Below are 23,549 nucleotides of genomic sequence, written 5' to 3'. Positions count from 1 at the left end.
AATTACACAAACACAGTGGACGCTTGATGTTTTTAACAACCCCGCAGGCGAGTTTTTGCGTGATAAAGAGGAATTAACTGCTGTTCTGTTTTGGGTTGCGGGAGTTGAGATGTTTTTGCCAAAGGCTGGAGAATCTGCTCCTGAGAAACCCCAAAAACACTCAGTACAGATTGTTCGGGTACGGTGAGGAGATTTTTAGCCATTTGTAACATAAAAATTTCAGTATTGCCGAAGTATTTACGAAAATTAATTGTTGCTTGAATTTGATGAATTAGCCCCAGTCCTGTAAACTGGATAACTCGCACAAGAAAGTCACTGCGGTACTCTAAAATCCTGGGAAAGCCACTGAGATAAGCCCGGATTAGGGCTAATAATGAAGGTTGCAGCACCTCTAAGGGTGTCATGGCTAAGTGCAAAGACTCTTCTAACTCAATGGCGGGATCTACTACCAAGCTACTCAGCCAAATGCTTAAATAGCTGGCCATGAGACTACCCAAATCAAAAGCGGGATCTCCCCAACCACACGCTTCCCAGTCAATCAGTCTCACCAGGCAATTATCTAACTGATGCCAACGAGAATGAATTAAAATGTTACTTAAATTTAAGTCGTTGTGAGTTAAGCAGCAGGGTTGCCATTCATAAGCCAAATCTGCGATCGCCGATGCTAAACTCTCATAACGTTGATAAAGAAGGTAAAATTTTAACGCCTCGGTGGGAACAGTACCAAATATTTCTGGGTTAATGGAATCTACCCCCTGGGCGGGATTGTAAAAGCTATAGCGAAATTGCCCTTCAGGCGCTGTGGCCATAAAGTTACGATATTCTCGGTGTTGGAAGGTAGCACGATGTAGTTCTGCTAGTGTAGTTCCAATGGCGCTAGCAATTGCTGGGGGGTAAATATCGTTATGATCATAAAATTCACCGAGTTCAGAATATTCAGTGAGGTAATTGCGAACAAGGATAGAATTTTCCGCGTCAAAATGTAGGACTAATGGAGAAATTGCGGCAATGTTTCCTAAAACCGGAAACTGCTGTAGCAATTGGTGGAACAACCACTCATTAAAAAATTCATGACAACCATTATCAACATGACGTTTTTGTTTAACCAGCAGGTGTTGATTACCAGCCAGGGTTACTAGTAAGTTTAAATTCTGCTGGGTACTGTTGATCACCTGATATTCTTTTGATGCTCCATCTTCTGAGCAGCATATACCTGTTTTTTGCAGATAATCGATCACCTTGTGAGAAGACAGTGGTAATAACATATATATTGTCCTATTCCGTAATATTACTGTTAAAATTACCATTAATTGAGATTAATTCAACCTTACCAGTTTTGGTAGACAGCAACAATTGCTCTAATATATTAATATCTCATCTGTGAAATTAAAACCTGCCATTATGGCAATATAACTTGGCTTTTGACTGGGAACTACGCCCCTAAACACCAGAAAATCTTGAAATTTATCTGCCAATAAAAAGTAAAAAAACACTACCTGGGGAGGGATCTTGTCAGATACAACCATTTATTCTTAAAATCACATCAAATGATACGGTTAAATGTAGGATGGGCAATAAGTAGAGTATAATTACTGAGGGTGAAACATCAGGCAAATCATATACAGTATTATTTTTACTGATCATGACCAAATCAGAAAAACCGGATTTTTCCTCAATGATTAATGATATTTCGGTCAACCAGTGAATTTAATTTTGTCCAACTACTCCTACTTTAAGCCAAATTACCAAGTTAATGGATCATCCAGCGATGCCAAAAGCAATTAGTTCATCCTATAGCCATAACCAGGTTCAATTCCTCCAATGTCAAGCAGCATCACTTTTACTCTACCAATCTGTTCTAAAAAGTGAAGTGGGGATGGCATTTCTTGACTTGTTGCAAGCTATACGTTATACTGACACTGATGCACGGAGTTGTCTAAAAGCCTATGGCAGTTATTTTTATGCCTTAACTGCTAGGGGGGAAAATTGGGAGGAATACCTGATTACTCAAATTCTCATTTCTGAGAATCCTTTTAGTAGGCTGGCTCAACAACAAGATTTTAAGAATTTACCCCGTGCTTTAGTGACCGCGGTGGAGCATGATTTACAGGTGTTGCAGAATCTTTATGAATGTAGCAGTGCTTGTTTGAGCGAGTGGGTACAAACAGTAGCCCATTTGCCCATTTCACCTGTGGTCTGGTACAAACAAGCAAGTAGCAACATAGAGACAAAATTGATAGTATTGCTACAAAACTTAGATAATTGGGCTGATGCTGTGGAGGAGTTAGCGGCTTATTATCGCCAGTTTGGTACAGGCCTATTTGCACAATATCATGCTTTGCGCTGGCAAGCAGGTGAGTTTATGGGCATTAAGTATGCTGACACTATTAGGCTAAATAGTTTAGTGGGTTACCAGTCTCAAAAACAAACTTTAATCAAAAATACAGAATTTTTATTATCAGGCCAAGTAGCACTGCACATACTACTTTACGGTAGTCGGGGGTCAGGGAAATCTTCTTTAGTAAAAGCTTTGTTAAATGAATATGGCCAGCGCCATCTCCGCTTGCTAGAAGTGGCAAAATCTGACTTACAGGATTTACCAAAAATTATGGAACACCTGCGGGGAGTACCACAAAAATTTATTATTTTTGTTGATGATCTTTCCTTTGAAGAAGATGATGATGCTTTTAAAGCCTTGAAGGTGGTTTTAGAAGGGAACTTGACTGCACGCCCCCAAAATGTGGTAGTATATGCTACTTCCAACCGTCGCCACTTGATCCGCGAGTATTTTGCAGATAGACCAACTCCTAAAGAGCAAGAGGAAATCCATGCTGGGGATACAATGCAAGAAAAGCTGTCATTTAGCGATCGCTTTGGTCTTACTCTCACTTTTCAACCAGCAGATCAGAACACCTATGTGGAAATTGTCCAGCATTTAGCAGCACAAGCTAATATTAACATTAGTCCGGAAGATTTAAAATATCAAGCATTACAATGGGCAACGCGCCACAACGGTCGTTCTGGACGTACAGCCCGACAGTTTATTGATTTTTTAAAAGCAGATTTAGCACAATCTCCAACCCATAAACAATAATAAAATTAAAATTACCAACTCTCAGTAATGTCATGACATTAACAACTATCCTCAAAAAAAACAATATACAATCAGCGCAATCAGTAATGATCAAGAACCGATATATCCTAGGTATAGTTGCTTTTAGTGTGAGTTTTGGCATTAGTCTTGTCCCCAACTGGGATGTAAATCAAGCCTTAATTACAGGTATAATAACTACACTTTCTACTTATGCAGCAGCTTTATTTACAGATAAGCGCCGCAGCAATTATGAAATGCTGATTTTAACTTCCCACCGCAAACAAATTAGAGAAATGGAGGGGCTTAAACACCGCATTGTCAAAGAAATTAACCAAATAGAACAACATCGTAACTTATTATATGTAGAATGGCAAAAACTAGAAAATCAAATATTAGATGGTCGCCATCAAAGAAATAATATACATAGAGATTTAGGAATATTTGCTGGACAAAAAAAACAGTTAGAAACCGAAAGTATGAAACTAACCGCTGAAATAGACAATCTCGAACAAAGTAAAGCAGAATTGCATCATGCTTTTTCTCTACTGACAACCGAAAAACGTCGCCTAGAGTTGAACTGCAACACACATAAAGCGGAAATAGTACAGATACAAAGTCAAATTAGCGAACTCCAGCAAGAAAAACAAGAACTAGAGAGTAGTATCAGTCTGCTAGGTAGACTCAAACCACAACTAGAAGAAAAAATGTATGAACTGCGAATTGAAATTCAAGAATTAGAAACTCAGACTAACCAGCAACAACAATTATTAGCAGAAAGTCTCAATCACTTAGAAAGTAAAATTACAGCCAAGCAGTCAGAATTACAGCAAATAGAATCACAAGTATCATTATTGCAAGAAGAACGAGACTTATTACAAAGCCAAGTTTGGGAATTACTGCAACAAACAGAAACATTCAATCAAAATCAAACCACCAATGATTTGTTAAATGTTACTGAAGTAACAATAGATACATCTGAGGTTTTAACTGAAGAATGACAGAAATTTTGACCAATTCTAACCAGCTATAAAATTCAGCTATTAAAAGCCAATGTATTAATTCCATAACTGAAGTTCAATTTGTTCACTTTTTTCTATTGGTTGGGCTGTTGTATTTTGTGGGGATATATTCTTGCCATTACCATTTAATTTTTGATCTAGAGGAATTTGTTTACCACGTAACCGAGCGCTAAAAGCGGCTTCTTCATACAGTAATCTCTCTTCCATTTCTTGTAGGTGATACTCTTCTGGATAGATTTTGGCTTTGCTGCGTTCTGAAGCCCGATTTCCTATTTGCAAATCAAATTTAAATTTTTCGATAGATTGACCAGTTTTTTCAACATAGTCGCGTAGTGTTTTTAAATTGGGAAAATATCCATTTTCATCAGGTTCACCACTTAAACGACGTAAGGCAACTTGATAATATTTTGGTTCGATTTCTGCGCCTATAAAATGGCGTTCGTAATCTCTGGCAACAACTGCTACAGTACCAGTACCTATGTAGGGATCTAAGACAATATCATTACATAGTCAACGTGAGCAATATCCTTGCTGTGATCAGACAAACTGCATCCGGTTAAAATCCCTTGAATATCAGCCAGCCCTAAGTAATAAAAATGCCCTGAGAAACGAGTAAATCAGTTCTCGGGCAGTGTTACAATCATTTAAATCTATTGAATCTATTTACTTGAATTTATAACTTATCGCATAGTCACAAATTCTTCTGCGGAAGTGGGATGAATACCCACAGTGGCATCAAAATTAGCTTTAGTAGCACCCATTTTCACTGCGATCGCCACTCCTTGTATAATTTCAGCAGCGCTATTACCTACCATATGCGCCCCTAAAACCCTGTCGTTACTTTGATCCACCACTAATTTCATCATGGTTTTTTCATCTTTACCAGGCAATGTATAATACATCGGTCTAAAACGACTGCGATAAACCTTGATAGCTGCGCCATATTTTGCCCTAGCTTCAGCTTCAGTTAAACCAACGGTGGCTGCCTCTGGGGTAGTAAAAATGGCTGTGGGGACATTTTCGTAACTCATCCGCCGACACTTGTTACCAAATACGGTATCTGCAAAGGCTCGACCCTCGTTAATAGCCACAGGAGTTAAGTTAATATTATCTGTACAGTCTCCCACTGCATAGATATTTTCTTCAGTAGTTTGACTATATTGATCAACAATAATTGCCCCTTGACCATCTAGCTCAACTTTGGTATTTTCTAAACCTAATTTTTGGGTGTTGGGTTTGCGCCCTGTGGCTGCCAAACTGACCGCATCAACAACCACTGTTTCTTCCCCATCACCACCCCGACGGACTCTGACGTTAATACCTGCATCGGTTTTTTCTATGGCAATCAATTGGGTATTGTTAAAAATTCCAATACCATGCTTGCTCATTCCTTCCTGAATCTCAGTGCGTAAATCTTCGTCAAAACCACGCAAAATCTTTTCACTACGAATTACCTGAGTAACTGAGGTTCCTAGTCCATTGAGAATGCAGGCAAATTCTGAGCCGATATATCCCCCCCCCAAAATTACTATACGTTGGGGCTGTTCCTGAAGGTGGAAAATATCATCAGAAGTGATAGCGTGTTCAATTCCTGGGATATCTGGCTTTACAGGATGCCCCCCCACTGCAATTAAAATTTTGTCTGCGGTGACTTGGCGTTCTCCTACCTCAATTGTGTGAGCATCAATAAACTTACCGTATCCTGGTAACAGTTCAACTTTGGACCGCTCCAGCATTTGCTGATAGATACCATTAAGGCGAGTCACTTCATTGTTGACAGCCGTGATCATTTTTTGCCAATCTAAAGAACTTGTGACAGCACTCCAGCCGTACCCTTGGGCATCTTCAAACAAATCAGGAAAATGGGAAGCATAAACCATTAACTTTTTAGGGACACAGCCACGATTTACGCAGGTTCCGCCCAGTCGGTCAAACTCAGCAACCCCCACTTTAGCTCCGTATTCCGCAGCCCGTCTAGCGGTGGCAATACCACCAGATCCAGCACCAATTACAAATAAATCGAAATCGTAACTCATGTGTCCCTCAAGTTTGAAATTTTATTGAAATTTTGAATATGGATATTGAATATTGGGGAGTGAAAAAATTTCATTCCCCCAACATAATATTACATAGCCTTGAGGTAATTCAGCATGGTGTCTGCATCGGAAACCTCAAATGGATCGGTAGGACAGTTATCTTCATAACCAGGTTCAATGAAAATCTTTTCAATTTTGCAGTCATTCACTATCATGGAGTAGCGCCAAGACCGCAGACCAAAGCCGAGGTTAGATTTATCAACTAACATCCCCATTTTGCGGGTAAATTCCCCATTACCATCGGGTAATAAGAACACCTTGTCAGCGCCTTGTTGTTTGCCCCACTGGAACATCACAAAAGCGTCATTCACAGATACACAAATTACTTCATCAATGCCCAAGGCTTTGAATTGGTCATAAAGTTCTTCGTAGCGGGGAAGGTGGGAAGTGGAACAAGTGGGGGTAAAAGCTCCAGGTAGTGAAAATACTACAACACGCTTACCACCGAAAATATCTTGAGTGGTGCGGTCTTGCCAACGGAATGGGTTGGCACCACCAATGGACTCATCGCGCACGCGGGTTTTGAAAACAACGTTGGGGACTTGTTCGATAACTGCCATATTTTTGATGAGTGATTGTGTTTTTGGGAACTATCTCAGAATAATTCTGATTTAAAAATAATTCAATAGTTATAAATACTTAATTTTTCCATTTGTTCAAAGTTAAGATTTGGCGATTACAATAGAGAAATCGTTAAAATCCAAAATATAGCAGTAAATATGCAGCAAGAGGCACACACAATTATTCAAACCTTAAAATCTAAAGGTTTGAGGGTGACTCCTCAGAGGTTCGCAGTTTATGCAAATTTGTTATCTCGGTCTGATCACCCTACAGTTGAGACTATCCTCAGCGATCTCAACAAAGATTTTCCTGTGTCGTCTCAGGCGACTATATATAGTTCTCTACAGGCTTTGAGAGAGGTGGGGCTGGTAAGAGAAGTTTTACTACAAGAAGGGGTTTGTCGCTATGATGCCAATGTTCAACCCCATCATCACTTTTGCTGTGACCGATGTGGTGCAATTGAGGATATTCCCTGGGAAACTTTCCAGTGTATAGACATGAAAAATCTCCGCCCTGGTATCAGTGGCGAAGGCTATGAAGTCATTGTTCGGGGTTGGTGCGATTGCTGTCCTTCCGCCTAGCCATGGACGTGAACTAATTAAGTCTGAAATTCTATCTTGACATTAGTATATTTCAATGTTCCCATACTCCTAGTCTAACCAGATGAAAAATCATGGGATTTATGTATATACCCCGGTGACGTTTGAGGTAAATAGAGTGAAAAATTGCTCTATATAAGGCACTTGTCGCTACTCCACACTCCAGATGTGTGGAGTGTTTTTCTAATTAAACGGTGGTTAAAGAAACTTGGTGGCGCAGGTGTTCCACTAAGTTATGTAAATCACCTGTGCTGAGACGATAACTGAGAGGATGAGCAATTAACCGTGCTGTACTTGTATACAGGGTTGTGATTTCAATTAAACCATTTTCCCGCAAAGTCCGCCCTGTAGAAACTAAATCCACAATTGCTTCAGACATTCCTGTAATCGGACCTAATTCTACTGAACCATACAAAGGTACGATTTCGACAGGTAAATCTAAACTGTGGAAATACTCACGAGCGCAATTAACATACTTAGAAGCAACTCGACCATGATGAGGCAAATCTAAGGGGGATTTATAGGGACTAGATGCTTTTACAGCCACTGACATTCGACAATGACCAAACTGTAAATCAACTAAGTGAGCAACGGAGGGTTTTTTCTCCCTTAGCACATCGTAACCAATAATCCCCAAGTGTGCCTGACCATATTCTACATACACAGGCACATCTTGACCCCTGACCAACAGTCCTTTTGCTTGCCCGCTAGGATCAAGAATTTGCAGTTGGCGAGTTCCAGAGTCTAAAAAAGCGCTAAAATCCAAACCTACAGACTGCAGCAGGCGGATGCTGTTTTTGAGTAGTTCCCCTTTGGGCAAGGCAATAGTTAACATTTTATTTGTGGTAATTCATTTATATTGGGAATATATATTGAGAATATCTTGATTGCTTACCACAAGCAGCATGAGAATTTTATTAGTTGATGATGAAATAGAACTAACTGACCCTCTCAGTCGGGTCTTAACCAGGGAAGGTTACAGTGTGGATATAGCCTACGATGGTGGTACTGGAAACCAGCTTGCTGCGGTGGGTACGTATGATTTACTAATTTTAGATTGGATGCTGCCAGGAAAAACAGGTTTGGAGATTTGTCTAGAATTACGCCGCCAAGGTAAGGCTACACCTGTACTATTTCTTACAGCTAAAGATACTCTAGATGACCGGGTGGAAGGTTTAGATGCGGGTGCAGACGACTATTTAGTTAAACCGTTTGAGTTGCGGGAGTTGTTGGCGCGAGTTCGTGCTTTGTTACGTCGTGCTGGTTCTCCCACTTGGGAAAATATCACTGGACGGCTGACTGTGGCTGATTTGGAATTTGACTGTGAAAATCAAGTGGCTTATCGTCAAGGACGGGTGATTGAATTATCTCAAAAGGAAGGTCAGTTACTAAAATATTTTATGGAAAATGCGGGACTTTTGTTAACTCATGCCCAGATTCTCCAAAATCTCTGGCTGCAAGACCAAGAACAACCCAATAGTAATGTGATAGCAGCATTAATTCGCCTGCTGCGGCGTAAGATTGAGGTGGGGAAAGAAAGTCAGTTAATCCATACTGTTTATGGTAAAGGTTATCGTTTCGGTACTTTTTCTGGAGATTAAACCCATGGAAAAGCTCAGTTGTTAAGTGGAGTTTTGCCGCAAGATATTTATTTGCATCTGTAGTTTTTCTCGCAATTTCTGTGCTTTTTTATAGGTTTGTGAACGTTTTTGTACTGCATTGGCTGTTTGTAGAGGCTGGATAAAGTATTTGAGACGAGTTCTCATAGCCCAAACTCCCATGGAGGGAAAGATAACCAACATAATCATTAATGGGGATATGGGAAAGAAAGGTAATTTAAATAGTCTTTGCACTGTCTTCAGGTTGACTGTCCACGGATGTAAAGATTCGTTACCAATACACACTACTGGGAGAATAGGAATACCATAGCGATCGCTCAGTTGCATAAAACTCACATCAAATTTTTGCAGTTGATAGCGTTGACCCCAACCTTTGAGGGGTCCGCGTAATCCTTCTGGTGCGTATAGCAAAGTTTGACCTTGTGCGGTTGCTGTTTCAAAATCACCCTTCTCCGCTCGCACCGCACCTAATACCTGTGACCACTTGGGTGGTAACCACCAAATCATCCAAGGATGCTGAAATAGTGTTTCACTAGCTAGGGGTTGCACCTGCCAACCTTGGCGGATCTGACTTAATAAGTAGCCTAAAGTGATAAAATCCCAAGGAAAACACATTCCTGCATGATTCATGGCTACAATTACAGCACCTTTGGGCGGTAAATTATGAATTTGTTGTAATTCTCCCCGAAAATAATATTTAACTATGGGGGCGAGAATTTCTTCACGAAAGGCTTTTTGATACTGAGGATTAAACTGATCCACCTGTTGTCTGGGTGAGCGACACCCCAAACGTAACCAGCGATGGAGTAGTGCTAGGTAAAATCCACCGGGAATGAAAAATAATCCATATTCTAGCCAATTCCAACCATCTGGGTCGGGGTGATAGTGCTGCCAGTGACGGTTAAATAAAACCAGCCAGCCTGGGGGATACCAGAGACAAAACCAGTCAAACCAGCTAAATTTATAACCTTCGCCTGATGTTTGTTTCTGTTCAGTTTTGAGGAATTTTTTAGCGTGTTGATCAATCACAAGCACTGATATTACGTAACAATTACATAAAATACATATCTTAGCCTTATATATATTTATATATATTTTGCTGATTTGTATCCTACCAGGGGGGTAATATTCACTACATTTATTTATTGCCCTCTTCTAGAAATTTAGCATTTTGGTCAGGGTATTGACGTTAACAGGAAAATATGTATAGTATATGACAATTAAATAGTAAAATAACCCACTAATATGACAGGTTAAAGATTAATGCTGTCAGTGTCCTGTGAGTTAGCTATTTCTATCGAAGAAAATCCATCAAAATATGAGTCAAAAATTTAACAGACGGCGGTTCTTCATCTACAGTTCTGCAACTATTGGCAGTAGCCTTTTACTCAAAGCCTGCGCCAACAACTCCCCAACCGCTACGGAGAGTCCCTCTGGTTCTTCCCCTACCGCCACTGGTAGTGGTGACAGCATCAAGGTGGGGATTTTGCACTCCCTGAGTGGCACTATGGCTATTAGTGAAAAAAGCGTTGTGGATGCTGAACAATTAGCCATTAAAGAAATTAACGCTGCTGGTGGGATTTTAGGTAAACAAATTACACCCATGGTTGAAGATGGTGCCTCTAACTGGGATACCTTCAGGGAAAAAGCTACCAAACTAATTGACCAGGATCAAGTAGCTGTCATTTTTGGTTGTTGGACTTCTGCTAGTCGCAAGAATGTCAAGCCAGTATTTGAGAGTAAAGACCATATGCTCTGGTATCCAGTCCAGTATGAAGGTCAAGAATGTTCTAAAAACATTTTCTATACTGGTGCTGCCCCAAATCAACAAATTGAACCTTCCGTTGATTGGCTATTGAAAAATAAGGGCAAAGAGTTCTTTTTAGTTGGCTCTGACTACGTTTTTCCCCGTACTGCTAACACCATCATTAAAGCCCAACTAGAAGCTTTAGGCGGAAAAACCGTTGGTGAAGATTACTTACCATTAGGCAACGTCGAAGTTACACCTATTATCTCAAAAATTAAGCAAGCGCTGCCCAACGGTGGGGTGATTTACAACACTCTAAATGGTGATAGCAATGTTGCTTTCTTCAAACAATTAAAAGGGGCGGGATTAACACCAGACAAGTATCCTTCTATGTCTGTGAGTATTGCAGAAGAAGAAGTTAAAGCCATTGGTGTTGAATATCTCCAAGGTCACTATGCTGCTTGGAATTATTTTCAAACAGTAGACACACCTGCTAATCAAAAGTTTGTGGCAGCTTTCAAAAAAGAGTATGGTGCAGACCGGGTAATTAATGACCCCATGGAAGCGGCATACATCGCAGTTTACTTGTGGAAACAAGCAGTGGAAAAAGCAGGCACTACTGATTTAGATAAAGTCCGAGGAGCAGCCTACGGTCAAACCATAGATGCGCCGGAGGGTACAGTGACAATGAATGCCAATCACCACTTATCCAAAATTGTCCGCATTGGTGAAGTCAGACAAGATGGTTTATTTGATATTGTCTATGCTACCCCTACGGCAGTTGATCCAATTCCTTGGAATCAATTTGTAAAAGAGACTCAGGGCTTTAGTTGTGATTGGTCAGATCCGGCTAAAGGCGGTAAGTACAAACAAGTTTAATGTCATCTGTCATTAGTCATTAGTCATTGGCTAATGACTAATGATGTCTATTGAGGATAAAAGAGTGTTAGTAGGTTTCTTAGAGGCTTTATTTAATGGCATTAGTATCGGAGCAGTATTATTAATTGCTGCTTTGGGACTAGCCATTATATTTGGGTTGATGGGCGTTATTAATATGGCCCATGGTGAATTGATGATGTTCGGCGCTTATGCAACATTTGTTGTCCAAAATGGCTGCAAAGAGTTGGGCGGGGTGTGGTTTGAATTTTATATATTTTTGGCTTTGATCATTTCTTTTCTATTCACTGCTGTTTTGGGTTTGATTTTAGAACGGGGTGTGATTCGTTATCTTTACGGACGACCTTTAGAAACTCTCCTAGCAACTTGGGGGGTGAGTTTGATATGTCAGCAGTTTGTTCGCAGTGTGAATTGGTTGTTAGTAATTGGCATAGTGTTGTTTTCTTTGTTGTTTTTTGGAGGGTTACAAATTTTAAATTACCGCAGTAATTTGGGTAAAGTTCGTAATTGGGCGGTGGCGGTGTTGTTATTCTTATCTTTGGGTATAGCAATAGTAACGGGTAATTTATTTAGCAATCAGCAAGCATTAACTCTACCTTGGTTTGGCGCTCAAAATGTAGATGTCACTGCTCCTAGTTGGTTGCAAGAGGGGATATCTTTAATTGGTGTCCAATTGCCATTTGCTAGATTATTTATTATTGCTTTGACCATAGTTTGTGTCGCGGGAACTTATCTGTTTTTACAGGGTTCTAACTGGGGTTTAAGAATTCGCGCTGTCACCCAAAACCGCAGTATGAGTGCTTGTTTAGGTATCCCAACAAAAAAGGTCGATGCCATTACTTTTGCTTTGGGTTCGGGGTTGGCTGGTGTGGCTGGTTGTGCCATCAGTTTACTCGGTTCAGTGGGTCCAAATACTGGACAAAATTATATCATTGACACCTTTATGGTTGTGGTTGTGGGTGGTGTAGGTAATTTGGCAGGAACTATTTTAGCGGCTTTGGGAATTGGTACGGCTAATTTCTTAATTGGTTCTGGAACTCTGGCTTTTTTATTTTCTCCTATCCAGCCTTTAGCAGATTTGTTGAATTTCTTTGCCACCACAAGTATGGCGAAGGTGTTAGTATTTGCACTAATTATCGCGTTTTTACAGTGGAAACCTGCGGGAATTTTTGCTCCTAAGGGTCGCACTGTTGACGTTTAAACCACAAAGGCACAGAGGAACTGGAGAATGAGGAGTCAAGGAGGAAAGTCAATTTTAATTGAAGTTGGGGTAGTAGTGGCTCTGGCCATGCTCCTAATTTTGATTATGCCAGCCATGCTGTCAGCCTTTCGCTTGAATTTACTGGGGCGATTTTTATCATTGGCTATTGTGGCTTTAGGTCTAGACTTGATTTGGGGTTATACCGGGCTGTTGAGTTTGGGACACGGAATTTTCTTCGGTTTGGGTGGATATGCTATCGCTATGTACCTGAAATTACAAGTTCCCCCTGGTGAACTGCCGGACTTTATGGGATTGTATGGGGTTACAGAACTTCCTTGGTTTTGGCAACCTTTTTATTCCTTTCCCGTGGCTATAGTGGCTGTGGTGTTGATTCCTGCTTTACTGGCGGGATTGTTGGGCTATTTAGTATTTCGTAATCGCTTAAAGGGAGTTTACTTTTCTATACTCACCCAAGCAGCAGTGATTATCTTCTTTAATTTTTTTAATGGTCAACAAAAACTGTTTAATGGTACAAACGGACTGACAGGTTTTCAAACCTTTTTTGGTGCAACTGTTAGTGATACGGAAACACAATTTGTTTTTTACACCCTAACAGTAATTGTTCTGGCAGCTACCTATGGTATTTGTCGCTGGTTGACAAGTGGACGCTTTGGCAGGTTATTGGTAGCTATTCGAGATGATGAAAGTCGGGTGAGATTTTCCGGCTATAATCCCACAGAGTTTAAAGTTTTAGTGTTTGCAGTTTCCGGTGCGATCGCTGGCATAGCAGGAGCATTTTACACTCTCCAAAGTGGTTCTGTATCACCCAGATCAATGGATATTGGCTTTTCTATTGAAATGGTGATTTGGGTAGCTGTGGGGGGACGTGCTACTTTAACTGGGGCTGTTGTGGGAACTTTGTTAGTCAATTATGCCCGCACTTTCTTTAGTGAACAATTTGCTGAAATTTGGCTATTTTTCCAGGGCGCGCTGTTTTTAGTTGTTGTTACTGTCCTACCTGATGGCATCATGGGCTGGTTACAAGGTCAAAAAATGCCTTTTTTCCACCCGCGTCGTCAAAAAATTGCTACATATCCCTCTTTAGAAAAAGACCCAGAAGCGGAACATGAACGCCAAAATTTTGGAAACTGAAAATGTTACGGTGAGTTTTGACGGTTTTAAAGCCATCAACCAACTGAATTTCACCATGGATGCGGGAGAATTGCGGGTAGTAATTGGACCAAACGGTGCTGGAAAGACTACTTTTCTAGATGTAATCACAGGTAAGGTAAAACCAACCATGGGTAGAGTTTTATTTAAGGGAAAAAACCTGGGTTCTTTACCTGAATATCAAATCGCTCGGTTAGGTATTGGGCGCAAATTCCAAACACCCCGAATTTATTTAAATTTAACGCCTCGGGAAAACTTAGAAATTACCTGCAACCGCGATAAAAATGTTGTTTCTACTTTATTTGGGCGTTCTCATCCTGGGGAAAAAAACAGCATAAAAGGGTTATTAGAAACAGTTGGTTTAACCTCTAAAGCAGACATCACCGCCGGTTTACTTTCCCACGGAGAAAAGCAACGTTTAGAAATCGGGATGTTAGTTGCACAGTCCCCAGATTTATTACTCGTTGATGAACCAGTTGCAGGCTTGACAGATGAAGAAACCCATAACATCGGTCAACTACTGTCAACACTAGCCCAGAGTCATTCAATTTTAGTGATTGAACATGATATGGAATTTGTGCGTCAAATTGCCCAAAAAGTTACAGTCCTACATGAAGGCTCAGTTTTATGTGAAGGCAGTTTTGCAGAAGTTCAAAATGACCCCCGTGTGATCCAAGTATATCTAGGAGAACAAGAATAAAAATTACTCAAAGGAGGATCATGTTAAAAATTTCTCAACTTAACGTTTACTACGGTGAAAGCCATATTTTACGTAACGTAGATTTAACAATACCACATGGGCAAATGGTGTGCTTAATTGGACGCAATGGTGTGGGTAAAACAACGCTGTTAAAAACAATTATGGGTTTACTCTCACCCCGCAATGGCACAATTCATTTGGACGGGGAATTAATCAACAGCAAATCTCCAGATCAAAGGGCAAAAATGGGTATTGGTTATGTTCCCCAGGGACGAGAGATTATTCCCCGTTTGACAGTCAAAGAAAATTTGCTTTTAGGGTTAGAAGCTAGACAAAAACCGGCAAAGAAAGCAGAAATTCCCGCAGAAATTTTTAGCCTGTTTCCTGTGTTAAAAACAATGCTGTCCCGCATGGGTGGTGATTTGAGTGGTGGACAGCAACAACAATTAGCGATCGCTCGTGCTTTAATGGGACAACCTCAGTTACTCGTATTAGATGAACCCACGGAAGGTATTCAACCCTCAATTATCCTGGAAATTGAAGCCGCAGTTCGTCGCATCGTTGAAACCAAAGGCATTTCTGTTTTATTGGTAGAACAACACTTACACTTTGTCCGTCAAGCGGACTATTATTACGCCATGCAAAAAGGTGGTATTGTCGCCTCTGGTTCCACCCAGGAACTGAGTCATGATGTGATTCAAAAGTTTTTGGCAGTTTAATTATTTCCTTTCTCAATAAGCGTGAGGTACAAATGTAAATCATCGTCTTGTATTGCGAGCGTCCTGCTCGCTACAAATGTACCTCAACTGGGCAAAATTCGCCATATACTTGGTTGATGCTACCTACTCACCACCTTCGGATTTCCAGGCGATCTCTTTGGCCGGTTTGGGGTCAGGTAGTTTGAGAGAAACCAATCCTGCTGCTAAAACTAACAACATGGATGTCCACAAACAACCCACTAAATTGAAATATTCAAAAACTAACCCTGATAAAACTGTGCCGGCTAATCGACCGCCTGAGTTAGCCATATAGTAAAAGCCCACATTTAGCGCCACCTTATCGTCATCGGTGAAAGCTAAAACTAGGTAGGAATGAACTGCTGAATTAAAAGCAAAGACTACACCAAATACCAGTAAACCCCCAATAATTGCTATGTTGCCAGGTATGCCTAATTGTAAAGCCATAGCGATCGCTGCGGGAACTGCTGTGAGGGTAAATGTCCAAAACTGAATAGTCTTTGATTTTGGCGGCTGGCCAGAACCAAATTTTTGCATTACCATGGGGGCTAAAAACTGAATAACTCCGTAGCCAATCACCCAACAAGCCAAAAACCCACCAACCTGATAAAACGACCATTTTAAAGTTCCCCGTAAGAAAACTGGCAACCCCACTACAAACCAAACATCCCGCGAACCAAAAAGAAAAAATCTGGCCGCAGACAGAATATTAATTTCTTTGCTTTTAGAAAAAATTTGGTTAAACCTAACTTTGGACTTAATTTTACCCATACCACTGGGCAACATTAACCCAGTAAACATAATCAAAAACAGTCCTCCTGCCATGATTAATAAGGCATTGATAAAGCCAAAAGCCGCCAATGACACACTACCAACAAAAAAGCCCACACCTTTGAGAGCATTCTTGGAACCAGTTAACACCGCCACCCACTTAAATAAAGATGATTGGGCTTCTTGGGGTACAACCAAGCGAATGGCACTTTTAGAACTCATTTTAGTTAGGTCTTTAGCAATCCCAGAAAATGCTTGAGCTACCATCACATAACCTACTGCAACCCACTCTGCCCAGTTTGGATTTAGCCCTGACAGCATCAGTAAAGAAAAAACCTGTAAGCCAATACCAGTATAGAGAGTTACTTTTAACCCCAATTGAGAGCCAATCCAACCACCTAAAAAGTTAGTAACAACGCCAAAGATTTCATAGAACAGAAACAGGGACGCGATTTGTAGTGGTGTGTAGCCAATACTGTCAAAATACAGCAGTACCAGCATTCTTAAAGCACCATCGGTGATGGTAAAGCCCCAATAGGCAAGGGTGACAAGAATATAATTCTTGAGATTGGCGCGAGAAGCTGTAGAAAAAGTCATGAATTTACTAATTTGTTGGTATATCCTTAGATGTGTTTTCCTTACCTGTAATGGTTTAAGACTGATTTATTCTTCAAAAATGTTTAAGTCTCGCTAATAACTCAACGCCACCTTACGGGCGAGTTCAACCATGCGATTGGCGTAACCCCATTCGTTGTCATACCAAGCCAGTATTTTCACCTGGGTTTCATTCACCACCATTGTGGAAGGGGCATCAATAATAGAAGAACGAGGATCATCTTTGTAATCAATTGATACTAAAGGACGCTCCTCATAGCCTAAGATGCCTTTGAGTGGTTCTCGTTCCGCAGCAGCTTTTAATAAGCTATTAATCTCATCTACTGTAGTGGGTCGCACTACTTCAAACACACAGTCTGTTAAGGAAGCGTTAAGTAATGGTACTCTCACGGCTAAACCGTTGAGTTTGCCGTTGAGTTCAGGATAAATCAAGCCAATTGCTGTTGCTGATCCTGTGGTTGTGGGAATGAGAGATAAGCTTGTAGCTCGCGCCCGACGCAAATCTTTATGAGGCGCATCGACGATAGTTTGAGTATTGGTATTGTCATGAATGGTGGTGATGATTCCATGCTTAATTCCCAAACCTTCATGTATAACTTTTACTACTGGAGCCAAACAGTTAGTAGTACAGGAAGCAGCAGTTAGCAAATGATGTTCTTTAGGATTATAAAGGTGGTCATTAACCCCCATGACCACATTTAAGGCTTTCTCCTTCACCGGAGCAGCGACTATTACTTTTTTTACTCCTCTGTCAAAGTACGGGTGGAGGGTGGTAGGTGTTCTGAACTTACCGGAACATTCCAGCACTAAATCAACACCCAACTCATCCCAAGGAACTTCTCCAGGTTGAGCATATTCACTAAAACTGAGACATTTTCCCTCAATTAAGACCCTTTCTCCCAGTGCTTCTACTTCTGGTGTCCAACGCCCATGAACAGAATCAAACTTCAGCAAGTGTGCAGCTGTGACAGCCCCACCTTTAATTTCGTTGATATGAACAAATTCTAATTCCGTCCAACCCCATGCAGCCCGCAGAGCCAGTCTGCCAATTCTACCAAATCCATTGATTCCTACACGAACTTTCATCAGTTTTTCTACTAGCTCAGATAGAATAGTTGTTAGCTTTTATGACCAATGACTAAACCCATGTTGGGGTGATGTTACTGGTGATATTCATATCATTTCAAAAAAAGTTGATATGTCAACCTACATTCACCTAATCTATACAAAACTTCATGAAAAAAAATTGATTTTTCAGGAAAATTGATCACAGCATCGGGCAGGAGAAATGTTTTCTAAGCTACCGTAATCAGCTAAATAGGCTGTTAGTACACGAAATTGAGCCACATTTAAACTGTAGTAAATCCAACGTCCTTGTTGACGTGCGTTAACTAAATTAGCTTCTTTGAGAGTTTTGAGGTGAAAAGATAGTTTAGACTGACTCACCCCCAGAGCATTGCACAAGTCACACACACACTGTTCTTGCTTTTGTAACATTTCCACTACCCCCATCCTGATGGGATCGGAAAGGGCATGAAAACCAGCAATAATTAGATCAGCATTGGTGGCAGAGGGGGTAGGCATCAGTAATGTTCCCGCAAGATATATTCTATCAAAACATGGGAGCGTGAGAAACCCTAAGCTAAAGCCTAGGGGATGAAACGCGGATCAACAGGATTTATCCTGTGGTAGCCTTAACAAAAGGCGATGGGTATTCTCAAAGCATTTTTGTTCAGTTAAAATCAAAAAAACATCCATAAATTGGTGAAAAACCCATAAGATGCCAATTCAACTAGTCACACAGCTAAGTATAATCTTAGTCAAGCTGGGTAGGGGAGCTTTGACACCCCCGATACAATATGAATTTAATAAATCATATCGTGTGCGATTCGTAGCGTGTCTGATGACCGCCTAGCAACATCAGTTGAGAATCCCCTGTGTTTTAACCAGGGGAAATGTCAATGTGAACCAGAAACCACAGTTGGAGCTTGATAGCGGATACCAGCTTGTTTAAATCTGTGTAGCGCTTCACTGAGGCGATCGCAATCTGCAATCAAACTGATCCGCACATAGCCCTCACCTGCAACTCCAAAGGCGTTACCCGGAGTTACCACCACCCCAGTTTGCTGCAATACATCCAGGGCAAAGTCTGTAGAACTCATACCCAGGGGACATTTTACCCACAGATACATAGTGGCGTTAGTTTTGGGAATATCCCACCCCAATTTTCCTAACCCTTGAATAAGAAAGTCCCGACGGGTGCGGTAGCGCTGTTGTACCTCATGCAAATACACATCTGGTAGCTGCAAAGCCGTTTCAGCTGCGGTTTGCAAAGCTGCAAAAATGCCGTAGTCCAAGTTGGTTTTCAGAGTTCGCAACCCTTGAATCACACGATGATTACCCACCACAAAACCCACACGCCAACCTGCCATATTGTAGGTTTTGGATAAAGTATGAAACTCTACACCAATTTCTTTCGCACCGGGAATTTCTAACAAGCTGGTGGGTTGATAACCATCAAAAGCTAACTCAGCATAACATAAATCATGCACTAGCATAATTTCGTACTTACGGGCAAAAGCCACGATTTCTGCAAAAAATTCTCGAGGGGCAGTGGCTGCGGTGGGATTACTGGGATAATTGAAAAAGAGAATTTTTGCTTGTTTAGCCACCGCGTCAGGAATAGCGGTTAAATCAATTAACCAGTTATTCTCTGGTTTAAGAATCAAGCTGTGAATTTTTCCCCCAGCAATTAACGGACCGCGAAAATGGGCAGGATAGGCGGGAGAAGGAACGAGAACTAAGTCACCAGGATTTATATAAGCCATAGCGAGATGGGCTAATCCTTCTTTAGAACCCAGTAAAGGTAAAGCCTCACTATCGGGGTCAAGCACCACATTATAGCGGCGATTGTACCAATTAGTTATGGCACGGCGAAAACTACCAGTACCTTCAAAGGGCGGATAACCGTGATTAGCGGGATTTTGCAAAGCTACCATGGCTGCTTCTACTACCGGCTGTGGTGTTGCACCATCAGGGTTGCCCATGCCCAAATCAATTAAATCAAGTCCTTGTTCTCGTGCTTTAGCCTTGAGTTCGTCCAAACGGGCAAATACATAAGGCGGTAATTGTTGTATGCGTTCTGCCGGGGTAATCCAATTCGAGCTCATTCTCACACCTCTTGACTCATTTCCCTGGGGGAAACACGATTTTTAACATCTTTACTATCCATTGGTGCGGTGGTAGACACCATCGCTGCCATTAATTGTTCTATTGCCACTGTAAACGGTAGTCGATGGATATCAGACTGAGGATTTAAAGCAATTTCCGCAGCCGTTTGTAATTCCCCTAGTGTAATGTTGCCTAATCCTAGATCATCTAACTTTTGCGGCAGTCCAATCTCTGCATAGAACTTTAACAACTGTTGCCGCCCCGAAGCCGCTAGTTGATTGTTTTGTAACATTTCTTCTAAACGCAATTGCACCAAAATCCCATAGGCAACCTTTTCACCATGTATACTGCCATGCCCACAAATGTGAGTTAAACCATTATGTACTGCATGGGCGGCAACTGTGCGACACTGGGCTCCACCCAGTCCACCAATTACCCCAGCCAGTAAAACTGTAGCATCTACCACTTCTTGCCAAGTTTCACTGCCTGGTGCTTGCAAAGCTGTAGCTGATTTTTGCAATAATATATCTCGTAAAACTCGCGCTTGTTGTACTGCGGAGATAATTAAAGTTTGTTGAGAATTGCCACTGCTGACTGATGCTTCATACCACTTAGCGATCGCATCTCCAATTCCTGCTACTAATGTTCGTGGTGGTGCTGTTGTAATTAAATCATAGTCAAGTATTAATAAATCGGGACAGCGACACAAGGCCACATCGTAGAGAAAAGCACCTGTTTCCGAATACACATTAGATAGTGCCGTCCAAGCCGCACAGGTAGCCGCAGAGGTGGGAATTGTCACCACTGGTAATTGCAATTGATGGGCGACTAACTTAGCCGTATCCAAGGCTTTACCGCCCCCAAAGCCAATAATTACATCTGCTTGATGTTCTTGGGCTGTTGTCTTTAAAGTTTGTAAGCTTGCTTCACAGCAGTCTACACCATAATTACTTGCAGCTGTGACTAAATTGGCTTTGGCTAAAATTGGTTGTAAACTCTTGTGAGTCATAGCCAGAGTGGAATTACCCGCCACTAGTAAGGGACGACTTCCCCATCTAGCAATTTCTTTTCCTACCGAATGCAAAATACCAGACCCCCGCATAACTTTTCCGGGGGCAACGGTCAGTGTGAGTAATGAGTTAGAAGTTTGAGTAGACAAGTTTCCTGTTAAAGAGCGATTAGCCATATGAATCTAGTTTGCCAAAACCTTGATAATTCTTAATCAAATTTTAGACTTATGTCTAGAAATTTTCCTGGACATTGGCTTTGATCTTGCCAATAGGGCTTTTATTTTGAACTACCAGATTTTTGAATACGTGAGATTTACATTTTAATCTAAAGTCAATTTCTTTTGTATAGTGCAATACTAAAAAATATATGTGATTTAAATAACAAATAAATTACATTTCCTCACCGTAAAATTATGTGGTTTTCTAATAACGAACCACAGAGACACTCCAGAACACACCAAAAGAAGTTTGATGGGTATGGAAGTCAGAGAGTAGTGAGAGGAGTTAATTGTTTTCCCTATAACTATGAAGCAGCAGAGTTAGGCAATTGGGCGAATTTTTCCAAATAAATTTCAATGTTCATATCTGCATCTTCACGGCTGGCTAATGTGCGCTTAATTTGACCGAGGTAAAGGGGTACAGAAATCCCCGGTTCAGGATGGATAACGGTACGGGCGCGAATGGTTAGTTGATTGTCTCCCCTTGTGCCTAAGCGACCGTAAGAGTAAAGATTACTGGCGGCTTGCAATAAGGTTGCTTCTAATTGATCCGGCGAAATGGCCGGTGATGTGGCAATTACTGCTTGTGTTGAACCATTATCATAAACTAAAGTATATTTTGCTGCTCCTGGAATCACAGTGCGAGTGAGGGGAACTAAAGAGAGAGAAAATAAACCAGCAGTCAGCACCAGCATAAAGCCAGTTGTACCTACCAGCCGAAAGCGAATACCCCATTTGAGAATAAAGGCCAGGACTGCTAGGGCTGCAAATACTATGGTGGCAATACCCGACCATTGGGCATACTGAAGAAAGTCAGCTGTTGTAAGCATACAGATTGGCTATTTAGGCGTATTTTAGTTAATGACAGATAGACTTATTGTCCCGAATAGTGATTAGTTAGTGATTGTTGACATACTCACTGACCTAAAAGGTCGGTGATTCTTGACGGTTCACTGCAACTTGCTACCGAAGCAGTCTGACAGTCGCTCCCCGTCCGTTTAAAGTCGTGCCAATGCCCCATGCACATTACCCCGCATTATAACACACCAAAAAGCCGTCCTTCTAGGACGGGGCTTGTATCCCATTCTTTTGGTCAATGATTCTACTGGAGGAATTAACTATCAAGTATCTGTAGCCAAGTCTACAAATTTAGTAGCTTTTTTTCATAGCAAGGAACATCAGCCACGCTGGAATCCCCCAGACTTAGCCGTGGGTACTGTCAATAGGATATCTCTCTAGGGCTAGTTGAATTAACCGATCTACTAATTCGGGAAACGGTATACCACTATAAGCCCACAGTTGGGGATACATACTCGTGGCAGTAAAGCCTGGTAGAGTGTTGATTTCATTGATCAATATTTCTCCAGTGGCTTCTACATAGAAAAAGTCTACTCTCGCCAACCCGGCAGCGTCAACAGCTGCAAAGGCTTGTAATGCCATATCTTGGATTTGCTGACTCACAGCATCTGGAATCTGTGCCGGAATGTGTAAATCTGCTTTACCTGCTGTATATTTAGTTTCATAGTCATAAAAGTCACTGTCAAAGGTAATCTCTCCCACTACCGAGGCTTTAGTCTGATCATTGCCCAATATGGCACATTCTAATTCTCTAGCCACTACCCCTGCTTCCACAATTAACCGTCTGTCATAACTAGCAGCATGATCTAAAGCTGCTTCTAGCTCAGAACGCGATCGCACTTTAGCAATACCCACTGATGAACCCAAGTTAGCAGGCTTGACAAAACAAGGGTAATTTAAGGCTGACTCAATTTCATCACATAATTTGGGAAACACACAAGGATTTGACCAAACTTGCGCCCTCGTTAACCCCTTGTATTTTACCTGGGGTAATCCAGCTTGCTCAAAAGCCATTTTCATGGCAATTTTATCCATCCCTAACGCCGAACCCAAGACTCCAGAACCCACAAAGGGAATCTGCATCAATGTGAGTAATCCTTGAATTGTACCGTCCTCACCATTGGGACCGTGCAGAATGGGAAACCAAACATCCACTTCTGCAACTTCAGCAAGCGATCGCCAGGGCTGCATATTTTCCACCTCTAAATAGGGAATACCAGACTCTAGAACCTCTTGCGCTACTTCTCCCCCTAACCAGTATCCATTTTGCTGAATGTAAACAGGCTGAATTTTGTACTTACTAGCATTTTGCTCTTTTCTCAAAGCCTGAGCGATCGCCCGTGCTGAACTAATAGAAACTTGATGCTCTCCAGAACGTCCCCCAAACAGCAGTCCCACCCGCAAATTTGTCATTTATAGTACCTTTTACTCTTCTCTGGCAGATAGCCTATCACAACTTGTTCTGG

22 protein-coding genes and 1 pseudogene are annotated in these 23,549 nt (G+C 41.3%); 9 read left to right on the top strand and 14 right to left on the bottom strand.

What is annotated here, in order from left to right; translation table 11 throughout:
- Positions 1-32: 32 nt before the first annotated feature.
- The gene (locus tag NWP17_RS16280; RefSeq protein WP_280655918.1) at positions 33-1,265 is read right to left on the bottom strand and encodes a phosphotransferase family protein; all 1,233 of its coding nucleotides are present in this window, start codon (positions 1,263-1,265) and stop codon (positions 33-35) included.
- A gap of 488 nt (positions 1,266-1,753) precedes the next feature.
- Between NWP17_RS16280 and NWP17_RS16275 the strand changes: the two genes are divergently transcribed.
- Positions 1,754-3,094 (top strand): ATP-binding protein, encoded by a 1,341-nt coding sequence (locus tag NWP17_RS16275; protein ID WP_280655917.1) that lies wholly within the window; start codon positions 1,754-1,756, stop codon positions 3,092-3,094.
- Between the two features lie 86 nt (positions 3,095-3,180).
- Positions 3,181-4,092, top strand: a complete 912-nt coding sequence (locus tag NWP17_RS16270) for a hypothetical protein (RefSeq protein ID WP_425332676.1) — start codon at positions 3,181-3,183, stop codon at positions 4,090-4,092.
- A gap of 57 nt (positions 4,093-4,149) precedes the next feature.
- On the opposite strand, the gene NWP17_RS16265 is transcribed toward NWP17_RS16270, so the two are convergent.
- The 4 genes and pseudogenes from NWP17_RS16265 to NWP17_RS16250 form a co-directional block, all read right to left on the bottom strand.
- Positions 4,150-4,392, bottom strand: a complete 243-nt coding sequence (locus NWP17_RS16265; RefSeq protein ID WP_280655916.1) for a hypothetical protein — start codon at positions 4,390-4,392, stop codon at positions 4,150-4,152.
- A 123-nt stretch (positions 4,393-4,515) separates the two neighbouring features.
- A pseudogene (locus tag NWP17_RS16260) lies at positions 4,516-4,611 on the bottom strand (DNA methyltransferase); the annotation flags it as partial.
- 182 nt (positions 4,612-4,793) lie between these two features.
- A complete protein-coding gene (gene gor, locus NWP17_RS16255; RefSeq protein WP_280655915.1) occupies positions 4,794-6,149 on the bottom strand; it encodes a glutathione-disulfide reductase in 1,356 nt (451 codons plus the stop codon).
- An 89-nt stretch (positions 6,150-6,238) separates the two neighbouring features.
- A complete protein-coding gene (locus tag NWP17_RS16250) occupies positions 6,239-6,769 on the bottom strand; it encodes a peroxiredoxin (RefSeq protein ID WP_280655914.1) in 531 nt (176 codons plus the stop codon).
- Positions 6,770-6,928: 159 nt separating this feature from the next.
- Here NWP17_RS16250 and NWP17_RS16245 point away from each other — a divergent pair, with 159 nt between their 5' ends.
- Positions 6,929-7,351 (top strand): Fur family transcriptional regulator, encoded by a 423-nt coding sequence (locus tag NWP17_RS16245; RefSeq protein WP_280655913.1) that lies wholly within the window; start codon positions 6,929-6,931, stop codon positions 7,349-7,351.
- A 205-nt stretch (positions 7,352-7,556) separates the two neighbouring features.
- On the opposite strand, the gene hisG is transcribed toward NWP17_RS16245, so the two are convergent.
- Positions 7,557-8,204: an ATP phosphoribosyltransferase gene (hisG, locus tag NWP17_RS16240; RefSeq protein WP_280655912.1), complete on the bottom strand. Its 648-nt coding sequence runs from the start codon at positions 8,202-8,204 to the stop codon at positions 7,557-7,559.
- A 70-nt stretch (positions 8,205-8,274) separates the two neighbouring features.
- On the opposite strand from hisG, the gene NWP17_RS16235 reads away from it, so the two are divergent.
- On the top strand, positions 8,275-8,970 hold the full coding sequence (locus NWP17_RS16235; RefSeq protein ID WP_280655911.1) for a response regulator transcription factor: 696 nt from the start codon (positions 8,275-8,277) through the stop codon (positions 8,968-8,970).
- A gap of 21 nt (positions 8,971-8,991) precedes the next feature.
- On the opposite strand, the gene NWP17_RS16230 is transcribed toward NWP17_RS16235, so the two are convergent.
- Positions 8,992-10,017 (bottom strand): lysophospholipid acyltransferase family protein, encoded by a 1,026-nt coding sequence (locus NWP17_RS16230; RefSeq protein WP_280655910.1) that lies wholly within the window; start codon positions 10,015-10,017, stop codon positions 8,992-8,994.
- Positions 10,018-10,306: 289 nt separating this feature from the next.
- Here NWP17_RS16230 and urtA point away from each other — a divergent pair, with 289 nt between their 5' ends.
- The 5 genes from urtA to urtE all read left to right on the top strand — a co-directional run bounded on the left by urtA (position 10,307) and on the right by urtE (position 15,422).
- Positions 10,307-11,614: an urea ABC transporter substrate-binding protein gene (gene urtA, locus NWP17_RS16225; RefSeq protein ID WP_280655909.1), complete on the top strand. Its 1,308-nt coding sequence runs from the start codon at positions 10,307-10,309 to the stop codon at positions 11,612-11,614.
- Between the two features lie 64 nt (positions 11,615-11,678).
- Complete coding sequence (locus NWP17_RS16220; RefSeq protein WP_280655908.1) at positions 11,679-12,833, top strand: ABC transporter permease subunit; 1,155 nt, start codon at positions 11,679-11,681, stop codon at positions 12,831-12,833.
- A gap of 27 nt (positions 12,834-12,860) precedes the next feature.
- Entirely contained in the window at positions 12,861-13,985 is a 1,125-nt protein-coding gene (gene urtC, locus NWP17_RS16215; protein WP_280655907.1) for an urea ABC transporter permease subunit UrtC, read from the top strand.
- A complete protein-coding gene (urtD, locus tag NWP17_RS16210) occupies positions 13,960-14,703 on the top strand; it encodes an urea ABC transporter ATP-binding protein UrtD (RefSeq protein ID WP_280655906.1) in 744 nt (247 codons plus the stop codon). Before urtC ends, urtD begins: the two co-directional genes overlap by 26 nt.
- A 20-nt stretch (positions 14,704-14,723) precedes the next feature.
- Positions 14,724-15,422, top strand: a complete 699-nt coding sequence (gene urtE, locus NWP17_RS16205; RefSeq protein ID WP_280655905.1) for an urea ABC transporter ATP-binding subunit UrtE — start codon at positions 14,724-14,726, stop codon at positions 15,420-15,422.
- 123 nt (positions 15,423-15,545) lie between these two features.
- Here urtE and arsJ read toward each other — a convergent pair whose 3' ends face one another.
- From arsJ to NWP17_RS16170, 7 genes are all read right to left on the bottom strand, one after another.
- A complete protein-coding gene (arsJ, locus tag NWP17_RS16200; RefSeq protein WP_280655904.1) occupies positions 15,546-16,808 on the bottom strand; it encodes an organoarsenical effux MFS transporter ArsJ in 1,263 nt (420 codons plus the stop codon).
- A gap of 93 nt (positions 16,809-16,901) precedes the next feature.
- Positions 16,902-17,912 (bottom strand): ArsJ-associated glyceraldehyde-3-phosphate dehydrogenase, encoded by a 1,011-nt coding sequence (locus tag NWP17_RS16195; RefSeq protein WP_280655903.1) that lies wholly within the window; start codon positions 17,910-17,912, stop codon positions 16,902-16,904.
- A gap of 168 nt (positions 17,913-18,080) precedes the next feature.
- Entirely contained in the window at positions 18,081-18,410 is a 330-nt protein-coding gene (locus NWP17_RS16190; RefSeq protein ID WP_280655902.1) for an ArsR/SmtB family transcription factor, read from the bottom strand.
- 374 nt (positions 18,411-18,784) lie between these two features.
- Positions 18,785-19,996 (bottom strand): aspartate aminotransferase, encoded by a 1,212-nt coding sequence (locus NWP17_RS16185; RefSeq protein WP_280655901.1) that lies wholly within the window; start codon positions 19,994-19,996, stop codon positions 18,785-18,787.
- Positions 19,997-19,998: 2 nt separating this feature from the next.
- A complete protein-coding gene (locus NWP17_RS16180) occupies positions 19,999-21,183 on the bottom strand; it encodes an iron-containing alcohol dehydrogenase family protein (protein ID WP_280655900.1) in 1,185 nt (394 codons plus the stop codon).
- 347 nt (positions 21,184-21,530) lie between these two features.
- Positions 21,531-22,055 carry a Ycf51 family protein gene (locus NWP17_RS16175; RefSeq protein WP_280655899.1) on the bottom strand — a complete coding sequence of 175 codons (525 nt, stop codon included), beginning with the start codon at positions 22,053-22,055 and terminating at the stop codon, positions 21,531-21,533.
- Positions 22,056-22,428: 373 nt separating this feature from the next.
- Positions 22,429-23,496, bottom strand: coding sequence for a D-alanine--D-alanine ligase family protein (locus NWP17_RS16170; protein WP_280655898.1), 1,068 nt, complete (start codon positions 23,494-23,496; stop codon positions 22,429-22,431).
- Positions 23,497-23,549: the final 53 nt, after the last annotated feature.

Origin of the sequence: Chrysosporum bergii ANA360D, assembly GCF_029891735.1 — a bacterium.
GTDB lineage: Bacteria > Cyanobacteriota > Cyanobacteriia > Cyanobacteriales > Nostocaceae > Umezakia > Umezakia bergii.
The sequence above is the reverse complement of the archived record's forward strand: the minus strand, read 5'-3'. Positions and strand labels throughout refer to the sequence as shown.

Bases quoted from the DNA above. Each gene is read 5' to 3' on its own strand.
- NWP17_RS16280 (WP_280655918.1), bottom strand. From the start codon at position 1,265: ATGTTATTACCACTGTCTTCTCACAAGGTGATCGATTATCTGCAAAAA.
- NWP17_RS16275 (WP_280655917.1), top strand. From the start codon at position 1,754: ATGGATCATCCAGCGATGCCAAAAGCAATTAGTTCATCCTATAGCCAT.
- NWP17_RS16270 (WP_425332676.1), top strand. From the start codon at position 3,181: ATGATCAAGAACCGATATATCCTAGGTATAGTTGCTTTTAGTGTGAGT.
- gor (WP_280655915.1), bottom strand. From the start codon at position 6,149: ATGAGTTACGATTTCGATTTATTTGTAATTGGTGCTGGATCTGGTGGT.
- NWP17_RS16250 (WP_280655914.1), bottom strand. From the start codon at position 6,769: ATGGCAGTTATCGAACAAGTCCCCAACGTTGTTTTCAAAACCCGCGTG.
- NWP17_RS16245 (WP_280655913.1), top strand. From the start codon at position 6,929: ATGCAGCAAGAGGCACACACAATTATTCAAACCTTAAAATCTAAAGGT.
- hisG (WP_280655912.1), bottom strand. From the start codon at position 8,204: ATGTTAACTATTGCCTTGCCCAAAGGGGAACTACTCAAAAACAGCATC.
- NWP17_RS16235 (WP_280655911.1), top strand. From the start codon at position 8,275: ATGAGAATTTTATTAGTTGATGATGAAATAGAACTAACTGACCCTCTC.
- urtA (WP_280655909.1), top strand. From the start codon at position 10,307: ATGAGTCAAAAATTTAACAGACGGCGGTTCTTCATCTACAGTTCTGCA.
- urtC (WP_280655907.1), top strand. From the start codon at position 12,861: ATGAGGAGTCAAGGAGGAAAGTCAATTTTAATTGAAGTTGGGGTAGTA.
- urtD (WP_280655906.1), top strand. From the start codon at position 13,960: ATGAACGCCAAAATTTTGGAAACTGAAAATGTTACGGTGAGTTTTGAC.
- urtE (WP_280655905.1), top strand. From the start codon at position 14,724: ATGTTAAAAATTTCTCAACTTAACGTTTACTACGGTGAAAGCCATATT.
- arsJ (WP_280655904.1), bottom strand. From the start codon at position 16,808: ATGACTTTTTCTACAGCTTCTCGCGCCAATCTCAAGAATTATATTCTT.
- NWP17_RS16195 (WP_280655903.1), bottom strand. From the start codon at position 17,912: ATGAAAGTTCGTGTAGGAATCAATGGATTTGGTAGAATTGGCAGACTG.
- NWP17_RS16190 (WP_280655902.1), bottom strand. From the start codon at position 18,410: ATGCCTACCCCCTCTGCCACCAATGCTGATCTAATTATTGCTGGTTTT.
- NWP17_RS16185 (WP_280655901.1), bottom strand. From the start codon at position 19,996: ATGAGCTCGAATTGGATTACCCCGGCAGAACGCATACAACAATTACCG.
- NWP17_RS16180 (WP_280655900.1), bottom strand. From the start codon at position 21,183: ATGGCTAATCGCTCTTTAACAGGAAACTTGTCTACTCAAACTTCTAAC.
- NWP17_RS16175 (WP_280655899.1), bottom strand. From the start codon at position 22,055: ATGCTTACAACAGCTGACTTTCTTCAGTATGCCCAATGGTCGGGTATT.
- NWP17_RS16170 (WP_280655898.1), bottom strand. From the start codon at position 23,496: ATGACAAATTTGCGGGTGGGACTGCTGTTTGGGGGACGTTCTGGAGAG.